Origin of the sequence: Bradyrhizobium sp. INPA03-11B (genome assembly GCF_040446015.1) — a bacterium.
GTDB lineage: Bacteria > Pseudomonadota > Alphaproteobacteria > Rhizobiales > Xanthobacteraceae > Bradyrhizobium > Bradyrhizobium macuxiense_A.
This window is the reverse complement of record NZ_JASGSR010000018.1, coordinates 43,119-67,663: the sequence shown is the minus strand read 5'-3', so window position 1 is coordinate 67,663 and position 24,545 is coordinate 43,119. Positions and strand designations below refer to the sequence as shown.

General features: G+C 64.0%; 19 protein-coding genes. 9 read left to right on the top strand and 10 right to left on the bottom strand.

Annotated features, from left to right (window positions below; translation table 11 throughout):
- Positions 1-472: 472 nt before the first annotated feature.
- From clpB to QMZ05_RS10080, 5 genes are all read left to right on the top strand, one after another.
- A complete protein-coding gene (gene clpB, locus QMZ05_RS10100) occupies positions 473-3,085 on the top strand; it encodes an ATP-dependent chaperone ClpB (protein WP_353700628.1) in 2,613 nt (870 codons plus the stop codon).
- Between the two features lie 103 nt (positions 3,086-3,188).
- Complete coding sequence (locus tag QMZ05_RS10095) at positions 3,189-3,443, top strand: DUF2171 domain-containing protein (protein WP_050423550.1); 255 nt, start codon at positions 3,189-3,191, stop codon at positions 3,441-3,443.
- Between the two features lie 148 nt (positions 3,444-3,591).
- Positions 3,592-4,653, top strand: a complete 1,062-nt coding sequence (locus QMZ05_RS10090) for a Dyp-type peroxidase (protein WP_353700627.1) — start codon at positions 3,592-3,594, stop codon at positions 4,651-4,653.
- On the top strand, positions 4,646-5,461 hold the full coding sequence (locus tag QMZ05_RS10085) for a family 1 encapsulin nanocompartment shell protein (protein WP_353700626.1): 816 nt from the start codon (positions 4,646-4,648) through the stop codon (positions 5,459-5,461). Before QMZ05_RS10090 ends, QMZ05_RS10085 begins: the two co-directional genes overlap by 8 nt.
- Positions 5,462-5,541: 80 nt before the next feature.
- Positions 5,542-5,733 (top strand): hypothetical protein, encoded by a 192-nt coding sequence (locus tag QMZ05_RS10080; protein ID WP_229186775.1) that lies wholly within the window; start codon positions 5,542-5,544, stop codon positions 5,731-5,733.
- 17 nt (positions 5,734-5,750) lie between these two features.
- Here the strand turns inward: QMZ05_RS10080 and QMZ05_RS10075 are convergent, their stop codons facing one another.
- From QMZ05_RS10075 to QMZ05_RS10060, 4 genes are all read right to left on the bottom strand, one after another.
- Complete coding sequence (locus QMZ05_RS10075) at positions 5,751-7,037, bottom strand: MFS transporter (protein ID WP_353700625.1); 1,287 nt, start codon at positions 7,035-7,037, stop codon at positions 5,751-5,753.
- 124 nt (positions 7,038-7,161) lie between these two features.
- A complete protein-coding gene (locus QMZ05_RS10070) occupies positions 7,162-8,238 on the bottom strand; it encodes a cellulase family glycosylhydrolase (RefSeq protein WP_353700624.1) in 1,077 nt (358 codons plus the stop codon).
- A complete protein-coding gene (locus QMZ05_RS10065; protein ID WP_353700623.1) occupies positions 8,184-9,473 on the bottom strand; it encodes an O-antigen ligase family protein in 1,290 nt (429 codons plus the stop codon). The genes QMZ05_RS10070 and QMZ05_RS10065 overlap by 55 nt, the downstream gene beginning before the upstream one ends.
- A gap of 74 nt (positions 9,474-9,547) precedes the next feature.
- Positions 9,548-10,360, bottom strand: a complete 813-nt coding sequence (locus QMZ05_RS10060) for a WecB/TagA/CpsF family glycosyltransferase (RefSeq protein WP_353700654.1) — start codon at positions 10,358-10,360, stop codon at positions 9,548-9,550.
- Between the two features lie 516 nt (positions 10,361-10,876).
- On the opposite strand from QMZ05_RS10060, the gene QMZ05_RS10055 reads away from it, so the two are divergent.
- Positions 10,877-12,007: a GNAT family N-acetyltransferase gene (locus tag QMZ05_RS10055; RefSeq protein WP_353700622.1), complete on the top strand. Its 1,131-nt coding sequence runs from the start codon at positions 10,877-10,879 to the stop codon at positions 12,005-12,007.
- A 146-nt stretch (positions 12,008-12,153) separates the two neighbouring features.
- Here the strand turns inward: QMZ05_RS10055 and QMZ05_RS10050 are convergent, their stop codons facing one another.
- Positions 12,154-13,374, bottom strand: coding sequence for an NAD(P)/FAD-dependent oxidoreductase (locus tag QMZ05_RS10050; RefSeq protein WP_353700621.1), 1,221 nt, complete (start codon positions 13,372-13,374; stop codon positions 12,154-12,156).
- Positions 13,375-13,869: 495 nt separating this feature from the next.
- On the opposite strand from QMZ05_RS10050, the gene QMZ05_RS10045 reads away from it, so the two are divergent.
- Positions 13,870-15,216, top strand: a complete 1,347-nt coding sequence (locus QMZ05_RS10045) for a polysaccharide biosynthesis C-terminal domain-containing protein (RefSeq protein WP_353700620.1) — start codon at positions 13,870-13,872, stop codon at positions 15,214-15,216.
- Between the two features lie 141 nt (positions 15,217-15,357).
- Here QMZ05_RS10045 and QMZ05_RS10040 read toward each other — a convergent pair whose 3' ends face one another.
- Positions 15,358-17,472: a GumC family protein gene (locus tag QMZ05_RS10040; RefSeq protein WP_353700619.1), complete on the bottom strand. Its 2,115-nt coding sequence runs from the start codon at positions 17,470-17,472 to the stop codon at positions 15,358-15,360.
- A gap of 166 nt (positions 17,473-17,638) precedes the next feature.
- On the opposite strand from QMZ05_RS10040, the gene QMZ05_RS10035 reads away from it, so the two are divergent.
- Together QMZ05_RS10035 and QMZ05_RS10030 are read left to right on the top strand one after the other, a co-directional pair.
- Positions 17,639-18,934, top strand: a complete 1,296-nt coding sequence (locus tag QMZ05_RS10035) for a glycosyltransferase family 4 protein (RefSeq protein ID WP_353700618.1) — start codon at positions 17,639-17,641, stop codon at positions 18,932-18,934.
- Positions 18,935-18,949: 15 nt separating this feature from the next.
- Positions 18,950-20,506, top strand: coding sequence for a hypothetical protein (locus QMZ05_RS10030; protein ID WP_353700617.1), 1,557 nt, complete (start codon positions 18,950-18,952; stop codon positions 20,504-20,506).
- 25 nt (positions 20,507-20,531) lie between these two features.
- On the opposite strand, the gene QMZ05_RS10025 is transcribed toward QMZ05_RS10030, so the two are convergent.
- Genes QMZ05_RS10025 through QMZ05_RS10010 form a run of 4 tightly spaced genes read right to left on the bottom strand, consistent with a single transcriptional unit; the run spans position 20,532 to position 24,524 of the window.
- A complete protein-coding gene (locus QMZ05_RS10025; protein WP_353700616.1) occupies positions 20,532-21,734 on the bottom strand; it encodes an ABC transporter substrate-binding protein in 1,203 nt (400 codons plus the stop codon).
- 56 nt (positions 21,735-21,790) lie between these two features.
- A complete protein-coding gene (locus QMZ05_RS10020; RefSeq protein WP_353700615.1) occupies positions 21,791-22,492 on the bottom strand; it encodes an SDR family NAD(P)-dependent oxidoreductase in 702 nt (233 codons plus the stop codon).
- A gap of 39 nt (positions 22,493-22,531) precedes the next feature.
- Positions 22,532-23,338 carry a glutathione S-transferase gene (locus QMZ05_RS10015; RefSeq protein WP_353700614.1) on the bottom strand — a complete coding sequence of 269 codons (807 nt, stop codon included), beginning with the start codon at positions 23,336-23,338 and terminating at the stop codon, positions 22,532-22,534.
- A gap of 25 nt (positions 23,339-23,363) precedes the next feature.
- Positions 23,364-24,524 carry an iron-containing alcohol dehydrogenase gene (locus tag QMZ05_RS10010; protein ID WP_353700613.1) on the bottom strand — a complete coding sequence of 387 codons (1,161 nt, stop codon included), beginning with the start codon at positions 24,522-24,524 and terminating at the stop codon, positions 23,364-23,366.
- Between the last annotated feature and the right edge of the window lie 21 nt (positions 24,525-24,545).

The following is a 24,545-nucleotide window of genomic DNA, read 5'->3' as shown; positions in this document are numbered from 1 at the left end:
CACGCAACCATTCATCGCGGGTTCAGAGTGTGCAGTGACTCATCGTTGCACGATTCAATGGAACATCGCGACGACGGCCGGCATCATCGCGTGCGCTCCACCGTGCGCGAGATCATCGCTTTTCCGAAACGTGTCACGAATACGATTTTGGCGTTCGCACGATTGCAATGATTCGAGACTCGTCGCGCTGCTGAGGTTGCCGAGACGGTCGGCCAGCCACCATCGGCGCGATGCGCGCTGGCACATCCCGTAGCAGTACCTCCGGGTGAGTGCCAACGGCCGCGCTCCGTGATTGACACACCCCTGAAACGACCACACGATGCGAGCCGCGGCAGCTTCAGGTCCGCGGTTTTCCGCCGGCGCAAATGCATGGGCTGCCGCATGATGGATGTCATCGTTCCGCCATCTGTCGCGGCCGGCAACGCATGGCATACCTGATCTCGACGAGCCTGTGCCGCCTTGAGGTGCCACGATGAATATTGAAAAATATACCGATCGCGTCCGCGGCTTCATTCAGTCGGCACAATCGCTCGCGATGCGCGAGGGACACCAGCAGTTCTCTACGCTCCACATCCTCAAGGTGCTGCTCGACGACCCCGAAGGCCTCGCGGCCGGCTTGATCGACCGGGCCGGCGGCAACTCGCGCGCGATCCTCAAGGCCACCGAAGAGGCATTGGCGAAGGTGCCGAAGGTCAGCGGCGCCGGCTCCGGACAAATCTATCTGGCGCCGGAGACCGCGCGCGCCTTCGCCGCGGCGGAACAGGCCGCCGACAAGGCCGGCGACAGTTTTGTTTCGGTCGAACGCCTGCTGCAGGCCCTCGCCGCCGACAAGGACAGCGACGCCGGCAAGCTTCTCGCCAAGGGCGGCGTCAATCCGCAGAACCTGAATGCGGCGATCAACGCGCTGCGCAAGGGCCGCACCGCCGACAGCGCATCGGCCGAGAACGCCTATGATGCGCTGAAGAAATACGCCCGCGACCTCACCCAGGCCGCGCGCGACGGCAAGCTCGATCCGGTGATCGGCCGCGACGAGGAAATTCGCCGTACCATCCAGGTGCTGTCACGCCGCACCAAGAACAATCCCGTTCTGATCGGCGAGCCCGGCGTCGGCAAGACCGCGATCGTCGAAGGCCTGGCGCTGCGCATCGTCAATGGCGACGTGCCGGAAAGCCTGCAGGACAAGGCGCTGCTCGCGCTCGACCTCGGTGCGCTGATCGCCGGCGCAAAATATCGCGGCGAGTTCGAGGAACGGCTCAAGGCCGTGCTGCAGGAGGTGACATCAGCCGAGGGCGGCATCATCCTGTTCATCGACGAGATGCACACGCTGATCGGCGCCGGCAAGGGCGACGGCGCGATGGATGCGTCGAACCTGCTGAAACCCGCGCTTGCCCGCGGTGAGCTGCATTGCATCGGCGCCACCACGCTCGACGAATATCGCAAGCATGTCGAGAAGGACCCGGCGCTGGCCCGGCGCTTCCAGCCGGTGTTCGTCTCGGAGCCGACGGTCGAGGACACCATCTCGATCCTGCGCGGCCTGAAGGACAAGTACGAGCAGCATCACGGCGTGCGGATCGCGGATTCGGCGCTGGTCGCCGCGGCCACGCTGTCCAACCGCTACATCACCGACCGCTTCCTGCCCGACAAGGCCATCGACCTGATGGACGAGGCCGCGGCGCGGCTGAAGATGCAGGTCGATTCCAAACCCGAAGAACTCGACTCGCTCGACCGCGAGATCATTCGCCTCAAGATTGAGCAGGAGGCGTTGAAGAAGGAGACCGATCTCGGCTCCAGGAGCCGGCTACAGACCCTTGAGAAGGATCTCGTCGATCTGGAGAAGAAGTCGGCGGACATGACGTCGCGATGGCGTTCGGAGAAAAGCAAGCTCTCCGACGCGCAGAAGATGAAGGGCGAGCTCGAGCAATTGCGCACCGAACTCGCCAATGCGCAGCGCAAGGGCGAATTCCAGAAGGCGGGCGAGCTGGCCTATGGCCGCATTCCCGAGCTCGAGAAGAAGCTCGCGGCGGTCGAGGCCAGCGAGACCTCGTCAGCGAGCGAGACCGTGACCGCCGACAATATCGCGGCTGTGGTGTCGCGCTGGACTGGCGTACCGGTCGACAAGATGCTGGAGGGCGAGAAGGACAAGCTGCTGCGCATGGAGGAGATGCTCGGCAAGCGCGTCGTCGGCCAGGCCGAGGCCGTGCGCGCGGTGTCGACCGCGGTGCGCCGCGCCCGCGCCGGCTTGCAGGACCCCAACCGGCCGATCGGCTCGTTCATGTTCTTAGGGCCAACCGGCGTCGGCAAGACCGAGCTCGCAAAGGCGCTCGCCGAATATCTGTTCGACGACGAGACCGCGATGATCCGCCTCGACATGTCCGAATACATGGAGAAGCACTCGGTCTCGCGGCTGATCGGCGCGCCGCCCGGCTATGTCGGCTATGACGAGGGCGGCGCCCTGACGGAAGCGGTGCGGCGACGACCTTATCAAGTCGTTCTGTTCGACGAGATCGAGAAGGCGCACCCCGATGTCTTCAACGTGCTGCTGCAGGTGCTCGACGACGGCCGCCTCACCGACGGTCAGGGCCGCACCGTCGATTTCCGCAACACGCTGATCATCATGACCTCGAACATCGGCGCCGAATACCTCGTCAACCAGCCCGAGGGCCAGAGCACGAGCGCGGTGCGCGAGCAGGTGATGAACATGGTGCGGGCGCACTTCCGTCCCGAATTCCTCAACCGCATCGACGAGATCATCCTGTTCCACCGGCTGCAGAAGAACGACATGGGCCGGATCGTCGAAATCCAGTTCGCGCGGCTGCGCAAGCTGCTCGAGGATCGCAAGATCGATCTCGAGCTCGACCCGAAGGCGCGCGACTGGCTGGCGGAGAAAGGCTGGGATCCGGCCTATGGCGCCCGCCCGCTGAAGCGGGTGATCCAGCGCAGCGTGCAGGATCCGCTCGCCGAGATGATCCTTTCCGGTGACGTGCGCGACGGCTCGCAGGTCAAGCTCTCCGCGACCAAGGCCGGCCTCACCTTCAACGGCAAGAAACCCGAGAACGCGGCGGCCGACGAATTCGAACCGGTGTGAGGTAAGCCCCGGACTGCCGACGACGCGCTGTCATCGCCGCGTCGTCTGGGCGCATCATATGCAAGCCGAATATGCAAGCTGACCTGCAACCAGGGAGAGCGCCATGACGCAGCAGAACATCAAGGACAATATGGAAGTCATCGGCGCCGACGGCGTGCATGTCGGCACCGTCGATCACGTCGAAGGCAACCGCATCAAGCTCAAGAAGAGCGAGAGCGACGGCTTCCATAAGGGCCACCACCATTATATCGAGCTCGGCTTCGTCGCCGGTGTCGAAGGCTCCAAGGTGCGGCTGTCCGCCAACGCCGCCATTGCGGTGACCCTCGAGGAGGAGAAGTCCGGAAAGCCCGTCGATTGAGGCAGGCGCCTCTGCAATAGAGTGGGCCATTCGAACCCTTGTAAAGGGTCCGATGGCATGCTCCTCTGCCCCTCCCTGGACGTCGATCCGGCGTCCAGTCCAAGCCTTTTGCCGTCGTCGAAGTGCCGCTTCAGTCAAGGAGACCTGCGTGCCATCAGCCGTTCCGCAACCGGTCGCTGCGAAGCTGACGCGCGCGGCAATCTTCCTTGCGGTCTCGATCAAGCCCGATCCGGAATACGATGCCGTGGTGCGGTCGCTCTGCGCCGATGTGGCCGCGCTGGTGCGCGCCGTAGGCTTCCGCGATCTCGAAGGCAGGCTGTCTTGCGTCATGGGCATCGGCTCCGATGCGTGGGACCGGCTGTTCGGCGCGCCCAAGCCGAAAGGCTTGCACCCGTTCCGCGAGATCAACGGCGTTCACCACGCGGTTGCGACACCGGGCGACCTCTTGTTTCACATCCGCGCCGTGCCGATGGACCTGTGCTTTGAGCTGGCGACGCAGATCGTGTCACGGCTCGGCGATGCCGTTGCCACTTCGGACGAGGTGCATGGCTTCAAATATTTCGACGAGCGCGACCTGCTCGGCTTTGTCGACGGCACGGAGAACCCGCAGGATCAGGCGGCGCTGGAGGCCACCATCATCGGCGACGAGGACGCGGCGTTCGCCGGCGGCAGCTATGTGATCGTGCAAAAATACCTGCACGACCTGAAGAAGTGGAACGAACTGCCGGTCGAGATGCAGGAGAAGATCATCGGCCGGACCAAACTGTCCGACATCGAGCTCGACGATGCGGTGAAGCCGAGCTACGCGCACAACGCCCTGACGACGATCGTCGAGAACGGCGAGGAGCTCGATATCGTCCGCGACAACATGCCGTTCGGCAGCGTCAGCAAGGGCGAGTTCGGCACCTATTTCATCGGCTACGCCAAATCCCCGCGCCGGATCGAGCAGATGCTGGAGAATATGTTTGTCGGCAAGCCACCGGGCAATTACGACCGCCTGCTCGACTTCAGCCGCGCCGTGACCGGCACGCTGTACTTCGTCCCGTCGGCGACCTTCCTGGAGGACGTCACCAGCGAGGCGCCTGCAGCCGCGCCCGCTGAACCGTCACTGGATGATGCCGGGGCCGACGAGACATCCGCATCGGGAATACAGCCGTCCGACGGCTCACTCGGGATCGGCTCACTGAAAGGAGACGCTGGACATGAATAATCTTCATCGGGGACTCGCCCCCATCTCGGACGCGGCATGGGCCCAGATCGAAGAGGAAGCCTCGCGCACGTTGAAGCGCCATCTGGCGGCGCGCCGTGTCGTCGACGTCGACGGTCCGAAGGGAACGGATTTCTCCGCGGTCGGCACCGGTCATTTGAAAAAGATTGCGACTCCCGGCGACGGGGTCGAGGCGACGCAGCGCGAGGTTCGCGCGCTGGTCGAGCTGCGCGTGCCGTTCGAGTTGTCGCGCCAGGCGATCGACGATGTCGAGCGCGGCGCGAATGATTCCGACTGGGATCCGCTCAAGCAGGCGGCGCGAAAGATCGCCTTCGCCGAGGATCGCGCGGTGTTCGACGGCTACACCGCCGCCGGAATTCAGGGCATCCGTCAGGGCACCAGCAACCCGGTGCTGACGCTGCCGGCGAGCGTCAAGAATTACCCCACCGTGGTCGCGCAGGCGGTCAGCCAGTTGCGGCTCGCCGGCGTCAACGGCCCCTACACGCTGCTGCTCGGCACCGAGCCCTATACCGCGATCGGCGGCGCGACCGACGACGGCTATCCGGTGCTGCAGCACATCCAGCGCCTGATCGACGGCAAGATCATCTGGGCCCCCGCAATCGCGGGCGGCGTCCTGCTCACCACCCGCGGCGGCGATTTCCAGCTCTCGATCGGCCAGGACCTGTCGATCGGCTATCTCAGCCACTCGGCGACCTCGGTCCAGCTCTACTTCCAGGAGACCATCACGTTCCTGATGCTGACGAGCGAAGCGTCGGTGGTGCTGGCGCCGGAGGCGAAGAAACCGGCCTAGCCCTGTCGGCGTTCACTCTTCCAGGAAGCTTCGGCCGTTGCCGGAGCTTCCGTTGAACGTCAACGGAGAGGAGCCGCGCAATGGACTACGATCTCTACATCAACCCCAAGAAGGCATCGGTTGGCCTCTATGTCCGCAAGGGCGCCGGCCTTCCCGATCTCGCCGACGCCAAGGACTGGGTGTTCGACGGCACCTTCGGTCAAGCCAATCTGCCGGCGCAGTTCGTGAAGGAGATCGAGGCCAACGGCCACGCCTTCCGCGACATGGATTGAGCGCGGTTGGCCCGCGGTTATTTCTCGCCAACCTTAACCGGGGCGGTCTCGGGCATCAGGCTCATCGCCACGATGCCGACCGCGGCCGCGAGCAAGAGATACCAGGACGGCGCCAGCGGATCTCCGGTCACGTGCAGCAGCCACGTGACCACGAGTTGCGCGGTGCCGCCGAACGTTGCGATCGCGACCGCGTAGATGGTGGCGAACACACCACCGCGGATGGTCTGCGGCAGCGCTTCCGTGAAGGCGGCATAGAATGCCGTGAACGGCAGCGATCCGATGAACGACAGGATGCCGAAGCCGAACAGCAGCGACCACGCGCCCGGGTCCCGGACGATCCACAGGAAGGCCGGATAGGTCAGCACCAGCACGACGAGCTGCGGCCAGATCATGATCGGCTTGCGGCCAAGCCGGTCGGCGAGCCAGCCGCCCAGCACCGCGCCGATGATCTGAAGCCCGTTGCTCACCAGCGACACGGTGAACGCCAGCGACGGCGACACATGCAACGTGTTCTTGGCATAGGTCGTCATGTATTGCGTCACATAGGTCGAGATCGTCCCGCTGGCCAGGATCATCACCGCCAGCACGATCACGCGAAGGTGCCGGCGCGCCAGCGCGAGATGGCTCGAGCTTTCGACCTGCCCGGCAACGTGCTCGCCATGCGAGACCGTTTCCGGCAGCGTGCGGCGCATCCAGATGCCGAACGGCAGGCAGACCGCCCCGAGCAGGAACGCGACCCGCCATCCGTAAGCCTGCAGCATGTCGGGCGCCATCGTGCTGCTCAAGATGACACCGACGAGCGCGCCGACCGTCGCCGCGATCTCCTGGCTCGCAGGCTGCCATGCCACCACGAGGCCGCGATTCCTGGGCGCGGCGATCTCGATGAGATAGGCCGTGGTCGGTCCGACCTCGCCGCCGAGCGCAAAGCCCTGCACCATCCGCGCCAGGATCACGATGACAGGCGCCACGATGCCGATGGCGGCATAGGACGGCGTCAGCGCGATGGTCAGGATCGCACCACCCATCAGTGCGAAGCTCAGCAGCATCGCCGGCCGGCGGCCGACCCGGTCGGAGAAGATGCCGAGCACGATGCCGCCAATGGGGCGCGTCAGGAAACCGGCGCCGAAGGTCGCAAGCGACAGCATCAGGCTGCCATACTCACTTTGCGCGGGAAAGAACGTGTGCCCGATCTCGGTCGCAAAGAAGCTGTAGGTGATGAAGTCGTAGAACTCCAGCATGTTGCCGATGGTCGCGGCAAAGGCTGCGCGCTTGACATCGAATTCCCTGCTCGCAATGTCCGGCAACGCTGTCGGTTCCTTGTTTGCCTGTGCGGGGGCAGTATTATTCCTCCGATCATGTTAGGCAAGGCAAGGCCTCGGCAGAGCATGGCGCGCAACGCGGTCTGCATGCGGCGCAAGCAGCAAGGACCTAGCGGGCTGGAGGAATGATCGCGCGGAGGATATCCGTCTTCCAGCGTTGCCGGGCGCCGTCGAACGCCGCGAAATCGTGATCGAATTGCCAATAGGCCCACGCCCAGCCGTTCCGTTCCGCGCTCCTCGTCATGAACGACAGGTACCTCGCCCGGCTCTCCGCCGGCGCGCGCTCATAGACGCCGAACTCGCCGAGATAGATCGGGCGCTTCTCCTTCTCCGCCCAGCCGCGGATCTTGTCGAAATCGGCGGCGGCCCTGGCTTCGTCCTCCGCAGAGCCCCAGCTCAACGGGCTGACCTTCGAGAATGTCGCCGACCACGGCGCGCCCTGATGGGTGAATTGCAGCGGCAGGTAATAGTGGAACGTAACGATGAGATTCCTGTCAGCGGCCGGCAGCGCCAGCGCGTCGATCGGCAGCTCCTCGGTGTTCAGGATGGCGACCACGACATTGCGCTTCGGATTGGTGCCCCTGACGATGGCCAGGCATTCACCGAGCAGCGTATTCCACTCCGTCGATGTCATGTTCCCGCCGGGCTCGTTCAGGATCTCGAACACCAGCGCGGGATATTTGCCCGCGTAGCGCGATCCGATCTGACGCCAGAACGCCTTGAGCTTGGCGGTGCATTCCGGCACGTCGCGCTGGCAGAGATCGCTGTCGTGCTCATCGAGGATCGGGATCAGCCCGTGTGCCAGGACCTGCTCGATCACGGCATCGAGGCGCCGCAACACGGCTTCATCCAGCATATTGCCGGGATCCATGTGCCTGAAGCCGAAGAAGTTGATCCGCACATGCGCGAAGCCGGCCTTGCGGATGGCGGTAAGGTTTTCCAGACGGAACGGCGCGTTCTGGTAACCTTCCCAGATGCCATCATAGCCGAGAATATTGACGCCGCGCCCCAGCGCTGCGACGTCCGGAGGCGCCGCCTGCCCAGCCGCACCCGCGGGCGAGATCAGCGCCGCGGACTGCGCCGCCGCCAGCAGCGCGCGGATGGCTCCTTGCAGAAGCAATCGAACCGCCCTCATGACCCCTCCAACTTGTACAGCTGCACGCGCGACGACGGCAACGACCGGCACACGGCGAGGAAGAACGCGATCAACAGCACCGATGTGAACATCGTCGAGCGAAGGAAGACCGTCTCGGTAAAATTGGTCTGGCAGTTGAGGAAGACGAACCCGATGATCAGCGCGCAATGCAGACGGTCGATCGCGCGTCCTGCGATCAGGCAGAGCACCTTGTAGGAGAACAGAAAGACGCTCGCCGTGAACAGGAAATAGCCGATGAACCCGGTCTCGACCAGAATGGCGATATAGCCATTATGGTAGTTGTCGAGCACCCAGCCGTGGTTCTGGTTGAAATAGTCGTAGATCTCAGGCCTGGTCCAGAACCCGTTGATGCCAAATCCGAACAGCGGCGCATCGTCGAAATGGCTGATGGCGTACTGCCAGATGTAGGTCCGCTCGGTGAAATTGATCGCCGTGTCGAAGACATGGATCGAATCGTAGCCAGTGGTGTAGAAGTACAGCATCAGCAATGCGGCCACGATGCACATCGCAACCGGCAGCATCGCGTAGACCTGCATGCACCTGACCGACCACAGGGAGGTCAGCAGCAGCGCGCAGGCGACCAGCGACAAGGCGCCGGCGCCGCGCGACTCCGAAAAAATGACGCAGGTCGAAGCGAGCGCGAAGGTCACGAGGAACGGCAGCCATCCCTGTCCGGTCACCTTCCGATAGCAGGAAAAGAACATCAGATAGGCCCCGGCGAAGCCCAGCGTCTGCTTCGATTCGAAGACGCCCTGCCATTGCCCATTGTGCATCCAGGTCTGGTCCACGCCGATGTCCGGGAGGATCACCGCACAAAAGGCCGAGCCTGCGATCAGGACAAAGAGGCCGCGGGTGGTCGACTTCACGATATCGTCGAGGTCGACGCGGGTGACCATGCAGAACGCGCCGAGCGTCGTGATCGCGAGCGCGGCGGCCTTCATCAGGGCGGAGACGCCAAGATCGGTCCAGAACACTGAAATCGTGGCGAACGCATAGAATGCGACGATCATCAGCGTGTCGAGATTGAAGGCGAGCCGCAGGCGGGGACGGATGAACAGGCTCGCATAGATCAGCACGCCCCACATCACAAGGGCGACGGCCTGCTGCACCAACGTCACCCCGGCTGGAAGCAGCGCGGGGTGGAACGTTCCCATCGACATGATCACGTTGATGGTGATCGACCAGTTGACGACAGTTCGCGCGAAATTTTCTGCTTCAATGCCCGGCGCCTGCCAGACCGAGCTATCGAGCGCTCGTCCGTCCATATCAGTTGTACTCCGCTCACTGAAGAGCTCGCCGCTCCGGTGGATCGGAGCGGCACATTGCACGCGGTAGAAAGCTAGTCCTTGGTCGACGAGGACCGGGTCCGGTTGAACAGCAGATAGAGGGCGTGGGGATTGGTCGTCAGATAGCGCCAGAACAGCCGGCGCGGCTCGAGCCAGAGACGCCAGGCCCATTCGAGCCCGACGATCTGCATCCATCGCGGCGCACGAGGCCGCGATCCGGACAGGAAGTTGAACAATCCGCCTGAAGTCTTGATGACGCCGACATTACCAAGCCGCGACATGAATTCGTCGACGAAGGCCTGCTCGTAGGGCACGCCGAGCGCGACCCAGAGGAAGTCCGGCGCCAGTGCGTTGATCTCGTCCACTTTGGCCCGCAGCGCGTCGCCACGCAGATAGCCGTGCGAATGGCCGACGATCTTGAGGGCCGGATAGGCGCGGCGGACATTGGCGATCGCCGCCCTGTTTTCGGCTTCGTTGGCGCCGAACAGATAGAAGGTCAGCCCGAGTTCTTCCGCCTTGCACGCGACGTCATGGAACAGATCTGTGGTCGCGACGCGCTCGGGCAGCGGGTTCGGCGACCGGAGCTTCGACACCATGACCAGCGGCTGCCCGTCGGCATTGATCAGGTCGGCGGCACGGAACAGCCGATCGGTCATCGGCTCGGTGGAGCAGCGCGACAATACTTCTCCGTTGGCCGAGGTCAGATAGAGCGGACGATTGGCGCGCCGGTTGGGATACACCGCCTCGACCATGAAGTCCGCCGTCTGTTCGCGATCGAGCACGGCGAGACGCAGCCCACCGATGGTTTCCCGCGGGACGCCGGCAGTCACGGCCCTGCCAACAGGATTGGTCCGACGCTCCCGCATGCCGCTCGGCAGGGTCGACCGGTTCGACACATCCGTCGCGTGCGCCGGCGGCTCATCAAGCGAAGTGTCGCAAATTCGGACAGGCGGAACAGCGATATCTGAATCGAGACTCTGGGTCCCCTCGCGATCGGCGCGCGCAGACGATATTGCATCGGAAATGCGGGCGTTTTGGCTATGACTCAACATTTCAGCAGGGGCTCCAGTGCTTACATGCCCTTAACTGCAATATCCGGTCCAGACAACGCGCGATGTCTCGTCGCACCCACGATGAGTCGAGGCCGCAAAGAGGTCGTTAACCATGCTCGCTTCGCACGGCACGACACGGCAATCCTGCGCCGACAGCAAGCAGCGGTCGTTTCAACCACAGCGACGCTTCCAGCAACAATATGCAAAGGTCGAGGCACGACATTAATACAAATCGTATTCTACCAGTGCGCGCCGTCATCGGCCTTTGCTATAAGGATGAGAGGCCGGCTCGATCGGCGTTTTTGAAAACTCGTTTGTTTTTGGTTTCACATGAACAAGAATGATGACGCGTTCGATGTCTGCATCGACGACGCATTCGACTTCCTGTCTGAAGAATACGCGACGTTGTTCGAAGGCTCGGACGCGACCGCCTTCCAACATCCGCTATGGCTGGACAGCCTCTATCGCAAGCTCGCGCCCGCCACAGCAGCAAAGCCCTTGGTCGTCGTCGTCCGCTCGCGCGCAACCGGCGCGCTGGCGGCGGTGCTCCCGATGCTGCGCGTGCGACGTGGGCCGATGCGGACGATCGAATTCGCCGACCTTCGCGTGTCTGACTATCTGGCGCCGGTGTGCAGCATCAAGACATTTGCCGAACTGCTGCAGGACGGTCGCACCTGCCAGAAGCTTCGGCAACTGCTCCGGCCATTCGACCTGCTGCGCATACCCAAGCTGCTCGATGCAAAGATGCCGATCGAGAATCTGTTCGGAGCGCCGCACCGCAGCCTGATGGATACCAATGCCTATGCGACGGTGCTGGCCGCGCCGTTCGAGCAATGGCAGCTCAACGCATTGGGCAAGTCTTATATGAAGGAGCTGGCAAAGAAATGGCGCCAGATCCACAAGAAGGGCACGCTCACCTTCTCATGCTGTAGCGACGCCGCTTCCATCGGCGAGGCCATGGAGACGATGCGGAAGTTTCGCGGTCCGCGCTTCCATGCCCAGGGAGACGGCGACCTGTTGCAGCGCCCGGAGTATTTCGATTTCTATTCGAGCGTGGCGCTTCGCGGCATGGGCTCCTTTACCCGGCTCTACGCCATGAAGATGGACGGCAACGTAATCGCGACCGCCCTTGGGCTGGTCCACCGCGACAGCCTCCTCGTCGTCATGACGGCGTTCGATGTCGAGGGATACAAGAGTCAATCGATCGGCGCGCTGACGTTCGAGAGCGTCGCCAAGGATTGCATCGAGCGCGGCGGCCGGGTGCTGGATTTCACCATCGGCGACGAGCCCTACAAGATGCAGTTCGGAGGTCAGCCCACGCCGATGTCGAGCGTGACGCAAGCCGGTAGCGCCGCCGGCTCGTTGGCATTGTTTGCCCTGAAGCAGGCGCCCTGGATCAAGCAGGCCGCCAAGCGCGTGACCGACCTCAGACCGATCCGCACCTCGACCGGCACGCGCTGAAGCGCGATGGGTTCGCGCTGAACCATCATCGCGCTTCAATCGTTTGAGCAGGGGCTCGCGCCAAACGCCGCGCGTTTGCCGCGAGGGAAACCCGCATAGCACATTCCGGATGACGCGATGGAGCCGCGGGGAAGCGGCTCTCGCCCTTACCGGAGCGCGCTGCGAACTCGCATCACCCATCCCGGATGAATCCGGTCCACCTGGTGCGTGATCATGCGGCGCAGGAAGTGCAGCTGCCGCTGCAGCGTCCAGCGCACATCGGTGTTCGAGGTCAAGGCCTCCCGGTAACGCGCCAGGTGCAGCGAGTGGCGGTCGGCGGCGAGCTTGTCCTGATCGGAATAGAACTGCTCGATCTTCTCCGTGCCCATGCCGTCGGTCTCGAGCCAGCGCGGCACATATTCGGTGCAAAGCCGCTCGACATCCACCAGCAGGCGGCTCACGCCGGTGCCGGCCGCAGGACAATTGGTCTGGAACGCATCGCCGATCAGCACGATACCCGGCTGCAGATGGCCCTCGGTCACCGACAGGTCCATGACCCAGTTGTGCACCTGGCCGACGATCTCGAAATCACCGAGATAGGGTTCAAGTCCCGGCATCAGGCGAAGCAGCGTCCGCTTGGTGTCGCGGCGCAGCTCGCGCATGATCGGATCGGTCGGATCGCGGAACATGAACAGGTTCGCCCGCATGCCGCCCGACATCGGAAACAGGCTGAGATAGTCGACGCCGTCGGCCGCCTCCTTGCCATAGCAGGTCAGCGCGTCGAAGCCGAATGGCGCATTGTCCGGCCGCGCGATCGTGAAGCCGAACGTGACCGAGTGTCGCGCGGCAATCATCTGCCGGCGCATTCCGAGAGTGTAGCCAAGCGCGCTCGCCATGCCGGTCGCCAGAATGACCAGGCGCGAGACGACGCGCCTCCCGGAGGCCAGCGTCAGTTGCTGGCGATCTTCGCTGCAGCTGACATTGGTCACCAGGTCGAGCCGGAAGCTCGACGGATCAGGCACCAAGCCGCGCGCCATGTTGACGAGATCTGCATAGGAAACGCCATAGGACCGCCCGACGCCGATATCGACCAGTCTGCCGCCCCTGATGTTGAGCACGTGGTCATAGGACGAGGAGACGGCCTCGACGTCGTCGAGGAAGCCGAGGCGGCGGAAGATATCGATCTGCCGTCCCGCAACCTTTTCGACGCGGAATTCGTCCGGCGGGATCGAGCGCTTGTCGATCAGGAGGACCCGATACCCGGCCCGGACAAGCACAGCCCTCGCGAGCGAGCCTGCCAAACCGGCGCCAACGATAGCAATGTCTGTCTCGATAATATCAGCCTCGCAAGCTGCGATCGGCTGGGTCGTGCTTTCCTCGGCAATCATCTTTGTCCGCTCCGACGGCTAATTGGCCACCGAACTGCAATTCCCTTGCCTGCCTTGCCGCCACACCCGAGCGAACAGGACGAGTTCCGTTATTGAGGTTAACAAAGCGGCCTCGACAGCGATTGATGGGTTCCCGGCACATAGCTTGCAGCAAAAGCCGCCATGAAACTGATCCCCTGGAGGCTCCGCGGCAGGCACGCGGGACCATTGCCTGGCCGAGGAGCTTCGACGGGCCTCGTTGACGCGCTAACGCCGTCTCAACCAGCACGGCTCACGCTGCTGGCGATGCGGCGGAGTGCGAACCGACCTGCGCCGTTTGGAGACAGCGAGGACGACGGCGTTCCAGAATGGAGCAGCGCGACATATTGGCCGGGTGCACGACTGTCTGGCGCGCGGGCTGCCGGAAGGAACGGAATCTTAGCAAGACAACATTAACACTCCCGGCTTCACCGATTGCTACGGTCCGCAGCCTGACAGGATATTGAGACGTCTCTGGTGATTGCCTCTGTGCTCCAAATGTTTCGGCGCGATGTCACGCGCGGCGTTGCCGGGACCATCCTCCTCAAGGTCGGCAGCGGCGGGCTTGCGTTCGCCTTGTTCTCGCTGGCCGCGCGGGCGATGACGCCTGACGCGTTCGGCGACTTCGCGACCTTGCTCTCCATCGCCCAGATCGCCTCGGTCGTGGGCCTTGCCGGCCAGGAGCTGCTCCTGGTTCGCTTCCTCAACGAATACGAGGTGCGCGGTCAGACTGAGTTCACCAAGGGTGTGCTGCTGTCGAGCCTGAGGAATTCGGCGATCGGGATGCTGATCTCGATCGCTGCGATCGCTGCGGTGGCAACCCTTCGCGGCGAGTGGTGGCTGCTGATCCTGTCGGTCTCGGCGTTTACCGCGGTCAATGCCGGGCTGATGCTCGGCAGCCAGATCGCGCGATCTCTGGTCAGCATCCTGATGGGCGAAGGCAATCGCGAGTTCTTCTGGCGGGTTGCCGTTGTCCTGGCCTTGATCGCAGTGCTGTTCGGCCACCGGCAGCTCACCCCTGCTGAGCTGTTCACCGCGATGAGCGTCGCGATGGCACTCGGGCTCGTCGTCCAGATCGTGTCGATCGTGCGTGTGCTGCCGAACCTGCGTTCGGTCACGGCGCGCTTCGAGACCTCGCGCTGGAACCGCAGCGCATTCCGCTTTTGGCTGGCGTCCATTCTCGAAGCGGCGAACCAGTATTTCGACGTCATCCTGGTCTACTGGATGCTGGATCCGGCGACCGCAGGCGTCTATTTCGCCGCCTCGCGTCTCGCGAACATCTTCGCGATGCTGTCGGCTGCGCTCTATACGTTCGGCGCGCGCCGGCTGCCGTCGCTGTATTTCAGCAAGAACCACCGCGAGCTCGAACATACGCTGAAGCTGATGGCCGAGGTGACCGCGCTCTGCGTGCTCAGCGGGCTCGTCATCGTCTGGGTCGGCGCTCCCTACCTTCTCGGCCTGTTCGGACCGCATTTCGCCGCGCAACAGTGGGTGTTGATCGTGCTCGCGATCGGGACGGCGTTCCAGGCAGCCGGCGGGCCGTCCGCCGCGGTCCTGCAGTTGACGGGGCATGAGCGTGATTACGTTCCGGTGGTCGCCGCCAACGTGGCGTTGCGGCTGCTGGGGTTCGTCGTGCTGATCCCCTGGCTCGGCGTGCTCGGCGCCGCGATTTCGGCGACCGCTTCTCTTGTCATCGCCACCATCGCGCTCAACGTGCTGTGCCGCCGCCGGACCGGCGTCGACCCGTCGGTTCTGGTGCTGGCGCATCCATCGCCGTCGAAGGGCAGCGCCTACACCGTCCGCGTTGCGGATAGCAACGACTAGAGCGAGAAGAGTTTTGCTTGAATCGGCTTGACGCGCTCTCGGTTCACCTCTCCCCGCCGTGGAGAGGTGAACTTGCGACGCCGTTGCAGCTCAGCAACCTAACCTCATCAGGCTGTCACTCGCAGCGCAGCCGATCCGCCTTCAGCTCGCCAATCCCAAGGCTTCGCCCTGAGGGCTGCGGACCGTGGCGTTGGCCGCCGCGCGATTGACGACCAGCGCAGTTGGGACCAAGCCGAACCTCGACAGCTCAGCCCGCACCTTGCCGATCGCGGCCTGGTCGGCGGCGCCCTCGCGAACCACGAGGATCACGAGGTCGGCATGGGCGGCCAGCGCCACCGCGGCCGGCTGCGTGGCAAGCGACGATGCGTCGACGATGATCAGGCCGAAATCGGCGCGAATATCGTCCGGCGGATAAGGCGGCGCCTTGCTGCTGGCGCCGAGCAGTTCGACGACCGACGGCAGATCGGCCTTGATGATCCCCGAGCCTTGCGGCGGCACGACTTCGGCGCGCTTCGATTCCATCTCGATCAGGACGCTCAGCATCCCGTTCTTGACGGCGGACCGGTTGAGCGACCGCGCGACAGTACTGCCGCCCGCGCCGGTCTCGACCGACAGCAGCAGCGCCACCTTGCCGTGGTCACCCGGAAGCTGCTCGATGTTCTCGATCAGCAGCTGAAGATGCGGGCTGAGGTCGGGCTCGGCCGTCGTCGAAATCGGGGTCTGCCAGACGCTCTTGACGGCATCCGGCGACACCATGTTGGGAATGCGGGCCAGCACCGGCAATCCCGGCGGCAGCGCGGATTGCGGCGCGGCCGGGGCCGGTGCCGGGGTCGATACGGGCGCCTCGGCTCTGCGTAGCGGCGGAATGGTCTTGATCGGGAGCTTCAGATTCAGGCCGGGAACGGCGACGATCGCGGTCGACGTCAGCAGCGAGACGATCGCGAGCACGACGAGCAACAGCGGGAGCGGCGGAAGCGTCGAACGGATCGGCGGCGTCGCCGGAGATGCGACCTTGGTCTGCGAGGCCTGCAGCAGGCGCTGCTCGTCGGTCGTCTTGTAGCGCGAGAGGAACTGCTCGTAGATGTTCTTGTTGGCGTCGGCGTCACGTTGCAATTCCTGCAGCCTGACGAACGCCTGACCGTCAACCAGGATCTGCGATTCAACCGCCTTCAACTGATCCTCGAGCGCCTTTTGCTGGTCGCGCTGCGCCTCGTATTCCGACTTCGCGGTGTCGATGTTCTTCTTGCGCTCGATGTCGATCTGCCGGTTGAGGTCGCTGAGCTGGCTGAGCGCCATCACGAGGTCGGGATGACGATCGCCGAGCACCCCGCGCTTCTGGGCGATCTGGTCATTGAGCGCGGAGCGCTGGGCGCGCAGCGCGCTCAGCAGGTCCTGCTTGACCGGCCCGTCGACATTGGCCTTCAGGTCGCGCTGCAACTGCTCATAGCGCGCCTTGGCCTCCTCGGTGCGGGCGCGCGCGGCGGCAACCTGCTGCGTCAGATCGGTGACGCGCAATTGCTGTGTGGTGGATTCCTTGCCGGCGTTCACGATGCGGTGCTCGAGCTTGAACTTGGCGACGGCATCTTCCGACGACCGCAGCCGGTCGTTCAACGTCTTGAGCCGGCTCTTCAGCCAGTCGGCGGCCTCGTCGGTCGCCACGGTGCGCGTCCCGCGCTGACTGGCGACGAACGCCTCGGCGATCGCATTGGCGTAGTACGCCGCGCGCTGCGGGTTGTTGGACGTGAACTTGATGGCGATAACATAGGTTAATCCGCGCCGTGAGATATCGAGCCGGTTGCGAAACCGATCGAGCAGACGCGTGGTGTCGGTCTTGCCGCCGGAGATGTCGCTGTCCTCGGCGACCTTGAGCTGATCGATCAGCGGCCCGAGAAATCCATCGGACTTGGCGATCTCGACAGCGCTCTGCAGTGCTGCGGCATCTTGACCGATCCCGGGCAGGACGTCCTGGTCTGTGGTCACGCGCTGCTCGCGCGGGTCGACGACGACGAGCGCCGTCGCGGCGTAACGCGCCGGGATCAACATCAACAGAATGATACCGACCGCGAAGATGACCGCGGCGAGCATCAGGATGCGTTGACCTTTCTCGCGGAAAAAGGCCACCACCCCCGGAATGCTTAGGACGCCTTTGGTGGTTTCTGCGGAGGATTGACCGGCCGGCACGCCGGCAGTTTCCCACGACGCTGCGGGTTCCGTGACTTCGGAACGTCTCGGGCCTGCGCGGCTACCGAACTTCATGGGTTCTGACTCGAATTCAACTGACAGTACTGCCCCAACGTAAATATCCATGGTTAATCGCCGGTTACCCCCTGTCTGCGCTGCCGTAACCAATTAGTTAACGAGCCGGCGGTACCCTATCTGTGAGATAATAGCTCTTGATTGCTGACACATGTCTGATTGCTAAATGAGCAGTAACCTCAACACGCGCTACTCGGTGCACGAGCACGCTCCGCGTGATAGTTACGCGCGCAAAAATGAAGGGGACGAATCCACTCCTTCAACGGGTGAGGGTTCCGTGCTCCAATACACGCCAAGCACAGAATTGCGCGAGGCATCGAGCGCATCACGCGGTCGACCGAACGCGCGAAAGCTGCGTGTCGTCCTGGTGCAGACCCAGGCCGAGAACGCCGGCGCGCAGGAGATCTCGCGGCTGCTCGGCGCCGGCCTCGCCGCGCGCGGCTGTGACGTCGCCAACCTGTTCTTCTTCCGCAAATCGGATTCCTTCGACGAACCGCCCAACACGTTCTATTGCGCGCAGACCCGGCCCGGAAATCCAGTGGCGCTGCTGCGCATGCTGTGGGCGCTCGCCGGTCATCTCAGGACCATCAATCCCGATGTCGTACTGACCTTCCAGCACTTCGGCAATGTGATCGGCGCAGGCGTGTCGCGGCTCGTCAGCCGCGCCCCGGTCATCGCCAACCAGGTATCTTCGGCGCTGTCGATGAGCATGCCGGTGCGGGCCGCCGACATCATCATGGGCTCGACCGGCTTCTTCCAGTGCATCACGCTGAACTCGCGCGACATGGAGCGCGAATACGCGCGCTATCCTGCGCCCTACCGATCGCGCATGAAGCACGTCCCGCATGGCTTCGACGACAAGTCGCACAGCCTGCCGAAGGACGTTGCGCGGCAGCAGTTCAAGCTGCCGCCGGACCGCACCCTGCTCGGCTGCGCGGCGAGGCTGCACCCCCACAAGCGGCTCGATGCGGCCATTCGCCTGCTCGCGGCCGACCCATCCTGGCACCTTGCCCTCGCGGGCCAGGGCGCGGATGAGGCACGGCTCCGGACCCTGGCGGACGAGTTGAAAGTCTCGGACCGGCTGCACTTCATCGGCGAGATTCCACCGCGCCAGATGGCCGACTTCCTGGCCTGCCTCGACGTCTTCGTCTTCCCCACGCAGGCCGAAACCTTCGGCCTCGCCGCGGTCGAGGCCGCGAGCGCCGGCATTCCCTGCGTCGTCAACGATCTCCCCGTGCTGCGCGAGGTTCTGTCCTACCAGGGGCAGCCCGCAGCGGTGTTCGTCGACGCTGCTGACGAAGCCGAATTCTCGGCCGCCGTGTCGCAGGTCCTGACAGATCGCGTGTTGAGCGACCGGCTGCGGCAAAGCGCCGTGGGCCTGAAATCGCGCTATTCGTTGGATGCCATGATAGAGGAATACGTCCGCATTCTCGGCGACGCTGTGGGGGCGGACGCGTACTAGGAAGTTGGGCTGGCCATGATTATCGAGTTTCGCTGCGATCGCGAGCAGCCGCGGCTCTGGATGTGCCGTGAGTCACTGCGCGTCAACGATCAGGATATTCCCGTTCAAATCTCATGGACCACGACGCCGGCACCGCGACCAGCCGGCCTCGACATGCTGTTCGAGCTCGAACGCATCGTCCTGCGCAAGGGCAAGGCCGGCGGCGCCGACAGGGCGAAGCCGATCCCGGAGCGGCCGCGCGCGGGCAGCCCCGACGTGGTGATCGACTTCACCACCGCCGAGCGCGACCCGAACTGCTCCGCGAAACTGTATCTCCGTCCACGGTTCAACGGACACGCGGGAGAATGCGCAGCACTGACGGCCATTCTGGCCGGCGATCTGCCGGTGATCGAAATCGTCAACGAGCTCGACGGCGCCGTGATGGACCGCGGCCACCCCTCGGCGGAAATGGCCGCCGGCCTGAGCGGCGGGCTCGACACGGTGATGGCACGCACGCTGTCGATGCTGCCGCCGATCCTGTCAGGGGCTCCGCGGCTGGTGCCGCAACTGCCTGCTCCGGCAAACGGCGGCGCAGCGCCCAATCCCGCACCGTTTGTCCTGCGCGGCGTGGCGACGTCGATCGCAAAGGAGATCTATCGGCTGTGCTGCTACGCGCCGCACTGGCATATCGGTTGGCGCTTTGCAGGGAATACGGACATCTGGCGCACCGGCGACCTCTCGGGACCGGCCTGGAACGTGCTCGCTGATCCCGGCAACCACTTCTATGCCGATCCTGTGCCGGTGAAATGGCAGGGCCGGACGTTTGTATTCTTCGAAGACCTCGACCACCGGACCAACAAGGGCATCATTTCCGCGATCGAATTCGACGGCAACGGGCCGATCGGCACGGTGATGCCGGTGCTGGAAGAGCCCTGGCATCTGTCCTACCCGTTCATGATCGAGCACAATGGCGAGCTCTGGATGATCCCGGAAAGCACCGCGCATCGGGACGTTCCGCTCTACAAATGCATCCGCTTTCCGGACAAGTGGGAGCGGCACTCAACGCTGCTGTCCGGGCTCGAGCTTGCCGACGTGACTATCACGCAGCATGAGGGTCGCTACTACATGTTCGGCGCCTGGCGCGATGGCACCGGCGGATATTCCGACACGCTGGCGATCTATTACGCCGAGCAATTGCTCGGCCCATGGCAGCCGCATGCGGCCAATCCGATCCTGATGGATCGCGCCACCACGCGGCCGGCCGGCAACTTCGTGACCGTCAATGGCAAGCTGTGGCGGCCGGTGCAGGACTGCACCAACGGATACGGCGCAGCGCTTGGACTAGCGGAAGTGCTCGAACTGTCGCCGACGACGTACAGGCAGTCCGTTCGGCATCTGCTCCAGCCCGGGCCGCTATGGACTGGCCGCAAGCTGCACACGCTCAACCGCTGCGGCCAGCTCGAGGTGATCGACGGCTCGCGGGTGCAGCCGAAGACCACGGCGTTTCTGGCGAGCCTGCGGTCGAGCGGCCGATCATCGCCATGGGATTGGCATAGCGCGCTGGCGAAGCCGATCGCACGCCGGCTTCACTAGCACGCAAGCAAATCGATGCGACAGCTCAGTTCGTATCGGCGCTCAGCACGCCGCCGAACTGCTCCCAGGAGCTTCCGGTCCAGCGCTGCAGCTGAAGCTGGGTGTAGGCCATGCTGTTGCCGGGGCCGGTGTTGATCGTGATCCCCGGCATCAGGGTCGGCAGCACCAGCCCCTTGATGTTGCGCGCCTGCTTCACGATGTTCTCGCGCGACAGATCGTCGCCGCACTGCTTGAGCACCTGCTCCAGGATCTGGCCCTGCTGGGTGCCGAACAGATAGTTGTTGTCGCCGATATCGGCGCCGGGAAGATATTTCTCGAAGTGGGCGCGATACCACTTCATGCCGGGATCGTCGGCCCACTTCTTGTCGTTCGGATCCTTGGTGATGGTTGCGACCACCACGCCGACCGCCTTGTCGGCTCCCGCGGGCACGATGGTGGCGGAGACCGAGCTCGACACGTAGTTGACGATGGTGAGCGGCGTCCAGCCGATCTCGCTCGCCTTCTTGATCGCCTGTGCCGCGAATTTCGGCGTGCCGGCGACCAGGAAGGCCTGCGCGCCCGACGCCTTCAGCGTCACCACATGCGATTCGATGGTGGGCTCGGTCACCTCATAGGGAGACGTCACGACCTTTTTGTCGAAGTCGGCCTTCAGGGTTTCCTTGAAAGCGGCCACGAAGTCCCGGCCGAGGTCGTCGTTCTGGTAAAGGATCGCGATCTTCGCATCGGGCGCCGTCTGCGCGATGTATCTGGCGTAGATCTTTCCCTCGGTGTTGTAGCTCGGCAGTCCCGTGGTGGTCAGCGGAAACTCGTTGAAGTTCGTGAACTTGGTCACGCCGCTGACGACGAAGAGATGCGGCACCTTCTTCGCGGTGACGTATTTGATGGTTGCGCCGATCCCGGGCGTCCCGAGCGGGCTGAACAGGAACGCCACCTCGTCGCTCTCGATCAGCTTCCGGGTCTGCTCCACCGCCTTGGGCGGCGTATAGGCATCATCATAGGTGATGAGGTTGATCTTCCGGCCGTTGACGCCGCCGCGGTCATTGACGGAATGGACATAGGCGATCAGGCCCTTGCCGGTGTTGCTGAGCGGCGATGCGGGACCGCTGAACGGGAATGTCGCCCCGACCTTGATCTCCGATTCCGAGATACCAGGCGTTTCGGCGCGGACCGGAGCGGCAGCAAACGCGGCGAGAATTGCAATGGATACCGCAAGCTTCCTCAAAGACATCGAATTCCCCCTTGGCCTTTATGAATTGATCGGCTGTTGCCAACGCCGCGCAGCGCCTACCAGGCTTCGCCGAACGGTCTGATCTCGACATTGAACGACCACGCGCTGCGGTCTTGGTGGGTGACGTGCCAGATCTCGTCCGCGATCGCTTTCGGCTTAATGAAGAAGTCGTCCGGCCGCTCGGGCCAGCGCTTCCGCGTCCACTCCAGGTCGATCACCGCATCGATCACGACATAGGCGACGTGAACGCCTTGCGGCCCCAGATCGCGCGCCATCGCTTCGGCGAGGATCCGCTGCGCCGCCTTGGTCGGCGCGAACCCTGCGAAGCCGGCTTTGCCGCGCAACGCCGAGGTATTTCCGCTCGCAACGATGGCGCCCTTGCCGGTGCTGATCATCGCCGGGGCAAACCGCCTTGCCAGATACAGCAAGCCCATCGTGTTGACCTGGAAGTTACGATTGAGGATCTGCGGATCGATCTCGCGGAACGTACCGAACGCACCCCCGACGGCATTGTGGATCACGACGCCGGGGCTGCCGAGATCGCGCTCCACGGCAGAGGCCACCGTCTCGACCTGCGCGGGATCAGAGACGTCGCATCGATAGGCCTTTGCACCAGGCAACTGCTTTTCGAGCGCGGCGAGCCGCTCCTCGTTCCTGGCCAATAGCGCAACGCGGTAGCCGCCCTCGGCGAACCGCCTGGCGAGCGCCGAGCCGGTGCCGGGCCCAACGCCGGATATCAGACAGACGGGTGCGGACATGCGATCAATCCTCCGCGTGAGAGCCAACAGGTGTCATGGTCAGGCCGCGGCCTTCGATCGCAGCTTCTCGACATAAGGCTTGAGATCCGGCGCAAAATGCGCGTGCGCGACCAGCCGGGCAAAGTGAGCGAACATCAGCGGATACCCATCCTGCACCCCGGGATGCAGGATCCTGGTCAATCCCTGCTTGTCCAATTGCTCGCTCCGCCCGTACTCGTTCATGAACAGCGCGAGCTCGGCGGCAAAGCAGATGTCGGCAATCGAGATGCCGTCCCCGACCAGCGTCTCGCGCCGTGGCGACAGTGCCTGCTCGATTCCGGACGCATAGATCGCGAACGCATCCCTGGCGCGGGCATGAATGGCTGCGTCGACCGTGCCGCCCGACAGCGCGAGCAGATAGATCTGCGAATCCCGCGCAAACACCAGGCTGACATCGAGAAAGCTGTCGATCCTTGACGCCTCGTAGGCGTCGTGCCCGTACAGCGGAAACGTCGCTTCGCCGAGCCGCGCCACCGCGCGCATGATGCTGTTGGATTCGAAGATCCCGACCTTGCCGTCAGTGCCGAAAGCGGCGGGCACATTGCCGAACGGATGCGCTGCCATGAACGCATCGGTCTTGAACAGCTGCGCGCCGGTCAGGCCGACCTTCCCGGTCCGCGCGAGCGAAGCGAGCTCCGCGCGCTCCTGCTCTGACAGTGGATGGGCATCGTAATCCCATAACCAGTCCCGCAACTCCTTGCCCGAGGCGCCCCTGACCTCGACCTCGACGCCGCAGAACCGGGCCGCGATGGTCGCCTTCCAGACCCGCGGGTTCGGCAGATAGGAGAAGATGCGCAAGGCGGTCATCGCGGCTGCTCCAGGTGCTGTTGCCTCAGGCGGCGAGCTTCAGGATCTTGACGACGTCGGCGGGCTCGCGGATCGGCTGCGGGTTGGCGCGCGTGAAGATCGACAGCATCGCGTTCCTGCCGATCAGCTCGAAGCGGTCTTCACCAACACCGACATCGGCAAGCCGCCGCGGCAGGCCGAGCTGCGCGATGAAGCCTGCGAATGCCTCGCCGGCGTCTCGCCCCGGCGCGCCGAGCGCGGCGGCGATCGATTGCTGGGCCGCCTCTGTCGCCGGGCGGTTGTAGTGCAGCACGCTCGGCATCATCACCGCCGTGCAGAAATAATGCGGGACGTCGCAGGTACCACCGAGCACGTGGCCGATGGCGTGGCTCGCACCCATCGGCACCCGCGACTGCAATCCGAACGCCGATAGCCAGGAGCCCAGTTGGCAATTCAGCCGCGCCGCCTCGTCGTCGGGATTGGCCTTGGTGCGCAGCAGGCCGTCATGCAGGTAACGCAGGCCCTGCTGGCACACCGCATCGACCAGCACGTTGGGCCGGCTGGAGCAGATCGCCTCGATGCCGTGATCCATCGCACGCGTGCCCGAGCCGAGCCAGAGCTTCTCCGGCGTGTACTTCGTCATCGCGGGATCGAGGATGATGCTGCGCGGCATCATCATCGGATGGTTGAAGATCTGCTTCAGCTTGCGGCTGGTGTCGGTGACCAGCGCGCCGGAGTTGTATTCGCCGCCCGAGAGCGTGCTGGGGATCGCGATCATCCGGACTTTCGGGTTGCGGAACGGCCCGAACCGACGCTCCGGCGTGGTCTCGAAACCGTCGAGCCCGGCCGGCTCGAAGATCTCATGCTCGATGCACATCAGCACGATCTTCGCGGCATCGACCACCGAGCCGCCGCCGATCGCGACGACGAGATCGGCCCTGGCTTCGCTGGCCTGCCGCGCGATCTGCGTCACCACATCCCGCGTGGTGTGCTGCGGCACGCCGTCGAAGGTCGCCGCATGGCGATCGCCGAGACCCTTGCGGATCTTCTCGATCTCATCGGTCGTGGTGTTCAGCGTCCGGCTGGCGATCAGGTAGACGCGCTTGGCGCCGAGCCGCTCGGCCTCCTCGTGCAGCGCTTCGGCTGCCGGTTTGCCGTAAATCACGGTTTCCATGGCGGGATATTGATGGCTGCCGACGACGTGCATGCTTGTCACTCCCTCGATGGT

Excerpts from the sequence above, each read along its gene's own strand:
- clpB (WP_353700628.1), top strand. The coding sequence starts at position 473 with ATGAATATTGAAAAATATACCGATCGCGTCCGCGGCTTCATTCAGTCG.
- QMZ05_RS10095 (WP_050423550.1), top strand. The coding sequence starts at position 3,189 with ATGACGCAGCAGAACATCAAGGACAATATGGAAGTCATCGGCGCCGAC.
- QMZ05_RS10085 (WP_353700626.1), top strand. The coding sequence starts at position 4,646 with ATGAATAATCTTCATCGGGGACTCGCCCCCATCTCGGACGCGGCATGG.
- QMZ05_RS10080 (WP_229186775.1), top strand. The coding sequence starts at position 5,542 with ATGGACTACGATCTCTACATCAACCCCAAGAAGGCATCGGTTGGCCTC.
- QMZ05_RS10065 (WP_353700623.1), bottom strand. The coding sequence starts at position 9,473 with ATGGACGGACGAGCGCTCGATAGCTCGGTCTGGCAGGCGCCGGGCATT.
- QMZ05_RS10060 (WP_353700654.1), bottom strand. The coding sequence starts at position 10,360 with ATGCGGGAGCGTCGGACCAATCCTGTTGGCAGGGCCGTGACTGCCGGC.
- QMZ05_RS10055 (WP_353700622.1), top strand. The coding sequence starts at position 10,877 with ATGAACAAGAATGATGACGCGTTCGATGTCTGCATCGACGACGCATTC.
- QMZ05_RS10050 (WP_353700621.1), bottom strand. The coding sequence starts at position 13,374 with ATGATTGCCGAGGAAAGCACGACCCAGCCGATCGCAGCTTGCGAGGCT.
- QMZ05_RS10040 (WP_353700619.1), bottom strand. The coding sequence starts at position 17,472 with ATGAAGTTCGGTAGCCGCGCAGGCCCGAGACGTTCCGAAGTCACGGAA.
- QMZ05_RS10035 (WP_353700618.1), top strand. The coding sequence starts at position 17,639 with ATGAGCAGTAACCTCAACACGCGCTACTCGGTGCACGAGCACGCTCCG.
- QMZ05_RS10030 (WP_353700617.1), top strand. The coding sequence starts at position 18,950 with ATGATTATCGAGTTTCGCTGCGATCGCGAGCAGCCGCGGCTCTGGATG.
- QMZ05_RS10025 (WP_353700616.1), bottom strand. The coding sequence starts at position 21,734 with ATGTCTTTGAGGAAGCTTGCGGTATCCATTGCAATTCTCGCCGCGTTT.
- QMZ05_RS10020 (WP_353700615.1), bottom strand. The coding sequence starts at position 22,492 with ATGTCCGCACCCGTCTGTCTGATATCCGGCGTTGGGCCCGGCACCGGC.
- QMZ05_RS10015 (WP_353700614.1), bottom strand. The coding sequence starts at position 23,338 with ATGACCGCCTTGCGCATCTTCTCCTATCTGCCGAACCCGCGGGTCTGG.
- QMZ05_RS10010 (WP_353700613.1), bottom strand. The coding sequence starts at position 24,524 with ATGCACGTCGTCGGCAGCCATCAATATCCCGCCATGGAAACCGTGATT.